This is a genomic window from Paenibacillus sp. (assembly GCF_035645235.1).
Taxonomy (GTDB): domain Bacteria; phylum Bacillota; class Bacilli; order Paenibacillales; family YIM-B00363; genus Paenibacillus_AE.
This window is the reverse complement of the sequence record NZ_DASQMZ010000187.1, coordinates 1-7,519: the sequence shown is the minus strand read 5'-3', so window position 1 is coordinate 7,519 and position 7,519 is coordinate 1. Positions and strand designations below refer to the sequence as shown.

Below are 7,519 nucleotides of genomic sequence, written 5' to 3'. Positions count from 1 at the left end.
GTTCGAGGTGCGCGAGCTGAACTCCGACCAGTCGTTCCTGCGCAATTACCTCACGAAGGAGCTCGTCGAGGATCTCGACCTGTACGTCTTCGAGAAGCGCGGTCAAGAGTGGCTGATTACGGATAAGAACTGGGAGCGCGTGCGCGACCAGCTCGTCGCCTTGCGCGTCAACGGCGGCTTTCCTTGCCGTACGTGCACCAGCTGTGGGGCCGCACTGTGCACCTAGAGACGATCGTCGAGGATAAAAAAATCGTGTTTACTTATGACGGCAAGAAGCATCATCGGCGGGTTTTGTAACGGAAAGAGGAGCTGCTCCGAGACCTCGGGCAGCTCCTTTTCTGCGCATTAACCGCTCATAGGACAAGCCGACTTACGCTTTGTCTTCTCCTTCGAGTGCATTCATGTCCATGTATGCGATCTCCCAAATGTGGCCGTCCGGGTCCTGGAAGCCCCATTGATACATGAACCCGTGATCCGCCGGATCGGTATATAGCTTTCCGCCCAAGGCTACCGCTCGGTTGACGATTTCGTCGACGGCTTCCCGGCTTTCGGTCGACAATGCGATAGTCAACTGAGCATGCTTGTCGGTGTCGACGATTTCCTTTTTCGTAAAAGATTGAAAAAACGGTTCCGCGAGCAGCATGGCGAACATATTGTCGCCGATCTCCAGGCAAGCCGCTTTTTCCTCGTCCGTGAACTGCATATTGAACGCAAAGCCGAGTCCCGTAAAGAACGCCATCGATCTTTTTACATCCTTTACATGCAAGTTCACGAAAATGTGCTTGGAGGTCAATGCCATTTGGATACACCTCTATCGATTTTTTTATTCTCATTTCTATAGACGAAATCCGATTGAAACATTCATCGGTGTCATGGTTCAAAAAAATCGATTTTTTTGGCATTTTCCTCCGGCATCGGTGTGTATCCTGTTTTCGCCGTGAGCGACCGCCCTTGCGGAGACAAAATCCATTCGATAAACCTTTCTACGTTCGGGTTGTCGTTGTCGGTTACCGTGATCGCGTAAAACTCCGTTGCAAGCGGGTACGTGCCGTTCGCTATATTTTCTCTTGTCGGCTCTGCGCCGTCGATAGACAGTAGCCGGATGTTGCCGTTGCGTACCATCTCCGTAGCGAAGAATAGGAACGAAAATCCTATAGCATTTTTGTGATTTCGGTACCGAGCCGTCTCCGCGATGATGTCGCCCATCCCGTTGGCGACGTCTTCTTTCGGCGGCGTTGCCAGCTGCTGACCCGCCATTAGTTTTCGAAGCGCCGTCTGACTTCCGCTCCCCTCCGGCCGTTGGAACGCTCGAATCCGGTCATCGTTCCCGCCGACCTCCCGCCAATTCGTTATGTTTCCGGAATAGATGCCCTGAATTTGCTCTTTGGTCAGTCCTTTCACCGGATTGGAGGCGTGTACGAAGAAAACGAACGCCTCTCGTCCGATCGGGGTCATCTTCAGCTCTACTCCGTTCCGCTTGGCGTCGGCCAGCTGCTCCTCCGACGGTGCCGCCGCAAAGATGAGATCCACATCGCCGTTAATCAAATTCTTGTAAGCCATCGGCGTCGTGTTGCTCATGACTTCGCTATGGTAGACGGGGTATTCTTTCTTCGGATACACCGCTTGAACATATGCGGCATAGAGCGGGTAAAGCGCCGTCGCGCCGTCGATCCGAGGCAGGTTCTCGCTAATTTTTAAATCGGCGTCTTCCTCTAGGCGAACAGCCTTCGTGTTACGCGCGAACGGTTCGTATTCGAATAGGTTCACTTCATTGTTTCCCACCGTGATGCTGCGATCGTAAGCCTGATAGGCCTCGTACGCTCCTGTCGCGAAAACGCAGAGCAACAGGAATCCCCCGAGCCCCCGATCCATGATTCGTCCGCTCCCGAGCCGAAATACCCGGAGGACGACGTAAAGCATGAATACGAGCGAAACGATCAAGGTTAGGATCGTATAGAATTTCAAGCCCATAAACGTTGTGATAAAGAAAGCAATAAACCCGGCTAACAAGATAATAAAAATAAGAGTCAGGCTCAGACCCACCCTAGACCAGAAACTCAATGAAACTCCCCCCCTTAGTAGTAAGACGTAAGCGGCTCCCTTAAAGTTCTACAAAAAAAAACCGGACAAGTGCGCCATCGCGCGTTATCCGGCCCTGCTAGGTACGATCCTGCAACAAGAAATCACCAATTGTTCCGGATTTCCGGAATCATTTCGGTGAAAATTTCGAAGACGATCCCGCCCAACATCGCTAATGCGGGAACGGATAGCAAGATACAACTGGTGTAGGCGAACCGAGTCCGCTTCATCGGGTTTGCCCGAACCCAATCCTTCAAGCCGTCGGCGAACCAAGACAGCGATGCTCCGTTGAACGCGTAGGCCAGCGCGAACAGCGGCACGCCCAAGACAGCCTGCGGCCCGAACAATTCTCCGCCGGGGTTGGACAGCAGGAACGGCGTGCCGTATACGATCAGGGTGAACAGCGCATAAGCGATTGCCTTCGCGCGCCGTTCGCGGGGAAGCCGGTTATGCAGCAACGAGAAGATGACGGCGTTCGTCAACGTCACGCCCAAGCCAGGCCCCAGGATGATCATAAGCGTGCTGATCCAATGAAATCCTGTCGCGAGGTGGGGATAGGCCACCGCAATGATCGACATGTTGACTCGCAAAATAACGCCCATGAGCAAACCGGCCGGCACCGCCGCGGCCAGCGCGATGCCCGCATTTTCAAAAAAACGGCCATATCCGCTGTCTGTATTCATCATAACGCTCTCCTTCGTATCGTTCCTCTCTTCCATGTTACAAGACCGTTTTGAATTTTTCGCAGGTTTTCTGTGGAGGATTTGCGTAGTTGGATGCCGCGGCGATCCGCGCTGATAGTGAAAAAAAGGTCAACCGGCCGCACGACCGGTTGACCCGTAATTGCTTTACTTCGTTTTCTCCGCCCCTACCTTCGCGAGTACGACCGTGCCGCCGCCGTCTCTCGGGGGAATCGTCACGGTGACGAACCCTTCCGCGTCCACCTTGACGCGCTCTCCGGAATACTCGTCGACGAGCGCCGCCCCCGGCTCAAATCCGGTCGCCTGGAATTTCACGGTCTTCGCCTCCGTCGTGACGTTCAGCCCGACGAATACGGTCCGGCCCTCGTAGCTGCGCGCGAAGACGAGCGTTCCCTCCTCGTCGCTGCCGGCCAACGCGTCGCTGTGAGACCCTTTCGCGAATACCTCCGAATGTTTCGCCCGGATGCGAAGCATTTTCGTATAATGCCCCAACAAATCCGCTTCTTCGTCCAGCCGATCCCAAGGCATGTCGCCCCGGTTTTCGCCGTACTGCCCTGCAGCCAAATCTCCCGCGTTTTTCCCGGAGCGGCCCAGCTCCTCGCCGTAGTAGATCACCGGCTGGCCTTTCACCGTCATCTGCAGCGCCGCCGCCACTTTAAGCTTTCCTCGGTCGCCTCCGATGCGCTCGGACAAAAATCCGTCCTCGTCGTGCGAGCTTAGGAACGAACCGAGCGTGGCGGTATTGTCGATCGTATCGTTGCGCGCCTGCAGCCGTTCGTTGACGTCGAGCAACCCGCCGTTAAGGAGATCCAGCGCCAGCCACTTGAAATCAAAGTCCAGCAAACTGTCCATTTGCCCGCTGTTCAGGTATCCCCCTTGGTTCGCCGCGCTGCCGTCGAAATATTCGCCGATCAGCTTCGCTTCGGGGGCAATGGCGGTAAGCCGATTTTTAAACGCTCGCCACGTCGTTGCGTCGACGTGCTTCACCGTGTCGACGCGGAAATAATCGATCGTGTCGCCCCGAGCGGTGCGCGTCCGCTCCAGCCAACCGGCCTGCCATTCGACGATCCGCTCGCGAACGGCCGCCTCCTCGGTTTTCAAATCCGGAAGGCCCCAAACTTCGCATTGGATTTCTTCGCCGCTCCCGCACGCCGCGCCGTCCGTGCGGAGCATGCCGTCGAAGCGCGCTTTGTCCTCTTCGCCGATGCCGGGGCGGGCGGCGTCGTCCGGCTTCAGCCCGTACCCCGCGTGGTTCAACACGACGTCGACCATCACCTTCATGCCGCGGTCGTGCGCCTTCTCCAGCAATTCTTGGAACGTCTGCAAGTCGCCGAGGTGCTCGTCGATTTTCGTGAAGTCTTTCGCCCAGTAGCCGTGGTACGCGTATTGGGTGCCGTTAAAGTCGGCGCCTTTATTGAAATCCACGTTGTCGACGATCGGCGTAATCCAGATCGTGTTAATGCCGAGCCGCTCTAGGTAATCCAGCTTGTCGATAAGCCCCCGGAAGTCGCCCCCGTGGAACGCCTCGGGATGCGAGGGATCGGCTTCCGGCCCGTTGTTCGACGGATCTCCGTCCATGAACCGGTCCGTCAACAAGAAGTAAATGCGCGCCTCATCCCACGAAAAGTCGTCGGTTTTCCTGCTTTTATTGCGGGGGACGACGACGATGCCGGTTTCGATCGACGCTTCCATGCCGTTCGCGTACGTTACGATGACGCGGATCGGCTTGCGGCCGGGGGACGTCCCGTCTTTCACGCCGAAGGCGGTTTGCATAAGCTCGAGGTCGAGTTGAATCGGATCCTCGTAGCCCAGAGCGCTCAAGTCGGCTCGAATCCGCTCGACCGGAACGGTCGATCCCTGCACGGATACCGTAAGCAGCGCATTCGTGTCGTACGTGATTTGTTTTACGTTCGTTTCCGCCGCAAGAATCGCCTTCGGGATCTCGTACGTGTAAACCGACTTGCCGTCTGCGACGTTCGGGTTGTTCGGATCCGCGACGTGCTCGCCTTCGACAAGGAAGGTGTACACATATGTGTGACCGTCCTTAGGCGCGTCTAGCGTATACACCCAGGCTTCGTTCCCTTCGTCGTATACAGCCTCGTGCTCGACGCCGTCGACGACGGCCTTCACGCCGGACAGCTCGCCGAGCGTGCCGAAGGCGAAACGATCGCGGTCCCGGTATTGGAAGCGCAAGGTTCCATCCGACGGCTGCGGGCTTCGAATCGAAGGCACCGTGTGGTACGCTGCGACTCCGGAAGTAACGACCACTTTCTTTACCGCCTCGTTCGGCAGCACCGGGATAAACCGGTCTTGATCCGTATCTTTGAACGACCAATCCTTCTTTCGTACGATAAAGCCGACGCTCGTCGCCGTCTCGCTGACCGGGATGACGGCGATGGCCGTCGTTCCGTCGATCGCGGCGAAGTCGATGCTGTGCCCTCCGTTATTGCGCAGCCCCGTATTCCACACCCATACGTCCATATCCGTAAAGTTTCCGTCGGGGCGAACGTAATGGAGCGCGATCGCGTTCGGCCGTTTTACCTGAAGGGTAACCGCCGTTTCGACTTGCCCTGCGGACGCCGTGATCGTCGCCGTTCCTTCGGCGCGCCCCGTCACGACGCCATTCGCGGCAATGTCGGCGACGGCGCCGTTCGAGGAGCTCCACGACACCGGAATGCCGTTCATCGGCTGCCCGTATTGATCTTTCACGACCGCCGTGAAAGCTGCGGAGTCGCCGGCGTATACGAACGACGGCCCTTGCACCGCGATTTGCGTCGGGACCAATTCGCCGACGACGACGTTCAGCTCGGCGGTTAACGTCCCGGCCGACACCGCGATCGTTGCCATGCCGTCCGTCACTCCGGTTACTTTACCGAGGCCGTTGACGGCCGCGACTTGCTCGTCGCTCGAAGCGTACTCGATCGGGACGTTCATCGGCCGCCCCTTCTGGTCGAGTACGGCGGCTCGAACGAATTTCGACATGCCCGGCTCGAGGGCGATTGAAGACGCATCGAGCTGCAGCGTCGTCGCTTCCGGCGTGTACGGCGCCTCCGCTTGGTCGTACAGCACCATCATCGAGAGCGCCTTCACGGTTACGCTTCCGCCGCTTATCGCGGCGAGCGTTTCCGTTCCCGCCGCGGATTCGTTCACAACGACGTTCCATACGCCGGATGCGCTGACGGGCAGCGTCACCGTTTGGTCGGTTGCGTTCGCGTTATAGATGACGACGATATTGTTCCACGGATCGTTGTTGGCGTGGTTTCTCAACTTGTAAGCGACAACGTTGCCGTTCGCGCGAAGCAGCTCGAAGCCTTGCTGCACCGCTTCCTTCGTCGACATGCGGAACGCCGGGTGTTCCCTCCGAAGCTTCAGCAGGCCTTCGTAGTAATCGAAAACCGGTGCAAACTTCGTCTTGTATTCCCAGCGAATTTCATTGATCGCATCCGGCGAAGCGTAAGAGTTATGGTCGCCGAATTTCGTGCGCAGCAGCTCTTCGCCCGCGTGCAGGAACGGAATCCCCTGCGCGGTAATCGCGATGCCGTTCGCCAGCAGCGAACGCTTCACGGTTTCGTTCGCAAGCACGTTGTTCGGATCGACCGCGTGATGCGGCGTAGCCGCCGCGACCGCTTCCTCGACCGAGGCGAATTCGTCGCCGATTAACTTGCCGTTTTCGATATGCACCCAACCTTCTTGCTCCTCGAGATGCTGCGTCTTGATCACTTTGTCCCATAGGTTCAAGTTGTCGTGCGCCGTGACGTAGTTGATCGTTTCCGTCGGCCCGTCGGTGAAATCCTCCCAGGAGCCCTTCGCTCCGGTCACGATGCCCTGCTCGGTTCCGCCGGCGCCCGTGGCGAATCCTTTGGAATCGTCGTCGCTTCCGCCTTTGATCGCGCCGCGGAGGTTGTCGTTGAACACCGCGAACGACTTGCCGCGCTGCGTCCCCTTCACCGTGCGCAGCGACGACGGCAGCGCGGACGCATCGCTCGCGACCCAAGGCTCCCCGTATACGAGCATCGTCGGGTGCACTTCCTGCTGCAGCATACGCGTCACTTCCGTCATCGTCGGCGTATCGATCAGCCCCATCAGGTCGAAGCGGAATCCGTCCACATTGTACTCTTCCGCCCAATATCGCGTCGAATCCAAGATATACTTCCGCACCATCGGCCGTTCGGACGCCACTTCGTTGCCCGTTCCGGATCCGTCCGTGTATCTGCCCTTGTCGTCCGATCGGAAGTAATACCCCGGAACGATCTTGTCGAACACGGATGCCGGGTTCGTCTGCCCGGAAGCGAGCGTATGATTATAGACGACGTCCAAGATGACACGTATGCCGCGGTCGTGGAGCGCTTGCACCATCTCTTTGAACTCCGTGATGCGCGTCGTCGGGTCGGTCAAATCGGTGGCGTACGAGCCTTCCGGAACGTTGAAATGGATCGGATCGTACCCCCAGTTGAATTTCCGGCCGTCGTATGCCGGATCGTCAACCTTCGTCTCGTCGATGGAGCCGAAGTCGTATGTCGGGAGCAAGTGCAAATGCGTGACGCCCAACTCCGCGAGATGGTCTACGCCGGTTTTCGCGCCGGATACCGGGTCGGTCGTTCCGGTCTGCGTGAATGCCTTGTACTTGCCCCGGTATTCCGGCTGGATGCCGGAGCGTTCATTCATGGAGAAGTCTCGCACATGAAGCTCGTAAATGACTGCGTCCGTCGGATGGACCATATAAGGCTTCGATTCCGGAT

The 7,519-nt window shown here is 57.6% G+C and carries 4 protein-coding genes and 1 pseudogene; 1 reads left to right on the top strand and 4 read right to left on the bottom strand.

Annotated elements, in window-relative coordinates; genetic code table 11:
* Positions 1–297: pseudogene (locus VEZ38_RS17740) on the top strand (SpoVR family protein); the annotation flags it as partial.
* Between the two features lie 73 nt (positions 298–370).
* Here VEZ38_RS17740 and VEZ38_RS17735 read toward each other — a convergent pair.
* The 4 genes from VEZ38_RS17735 to VEZ38_RS17720 form a co-directional block, all read right to left on the bottom strand.
* Positions 371–799: a VOC family protein gene (locus VEZ38_RS17735; protein WP_324895840.1), complete on the bottom strand. Its 429-nt coding sequence runs from the start codon at positions 797–799 to the stop codon at positions 371–373.
* Between the two features lie 71 nt (positions 800–870).
* On the bottom strand, positions 871–1,872 hold the full coding sequence (locus VEZ38_RS17730) for a PstS family phosphate ABC transporter substrate-binding protein (protein ID WP_324895838.1): 1,002 nt from the start codon (positions 1,870–1,872) through the stop codon (positions 871–873).
* 311 nt (positions 1,873–2,183) lie between these two features.
* Positions 2,184–2,762: a hypothetical protein gene (locus VEZ38_RS17725; protein WP_324895836.1), complete on the bottom strand. Its 579-nt coding sequence runs from the start codon at positions 2,760–2,762 to the stop codon at positions 2,184–2,186.
* 165 nt (positions 2,763–2,927) lie between these two features.
* Positions 2,928–7,445: an alpha-amylase family glycosyl hydrolase gene (locus VEZ38_RS17720; protein ID WP_324895834.1), complete on the bottom strand. Its 4,518-nt coding sequence runs from the start codon at positions 7,443–7,445 to the stop codon at positions 2,928–2,930.
* Positions 7,446–7,519 lie beyond the last annotated feature (74 nt).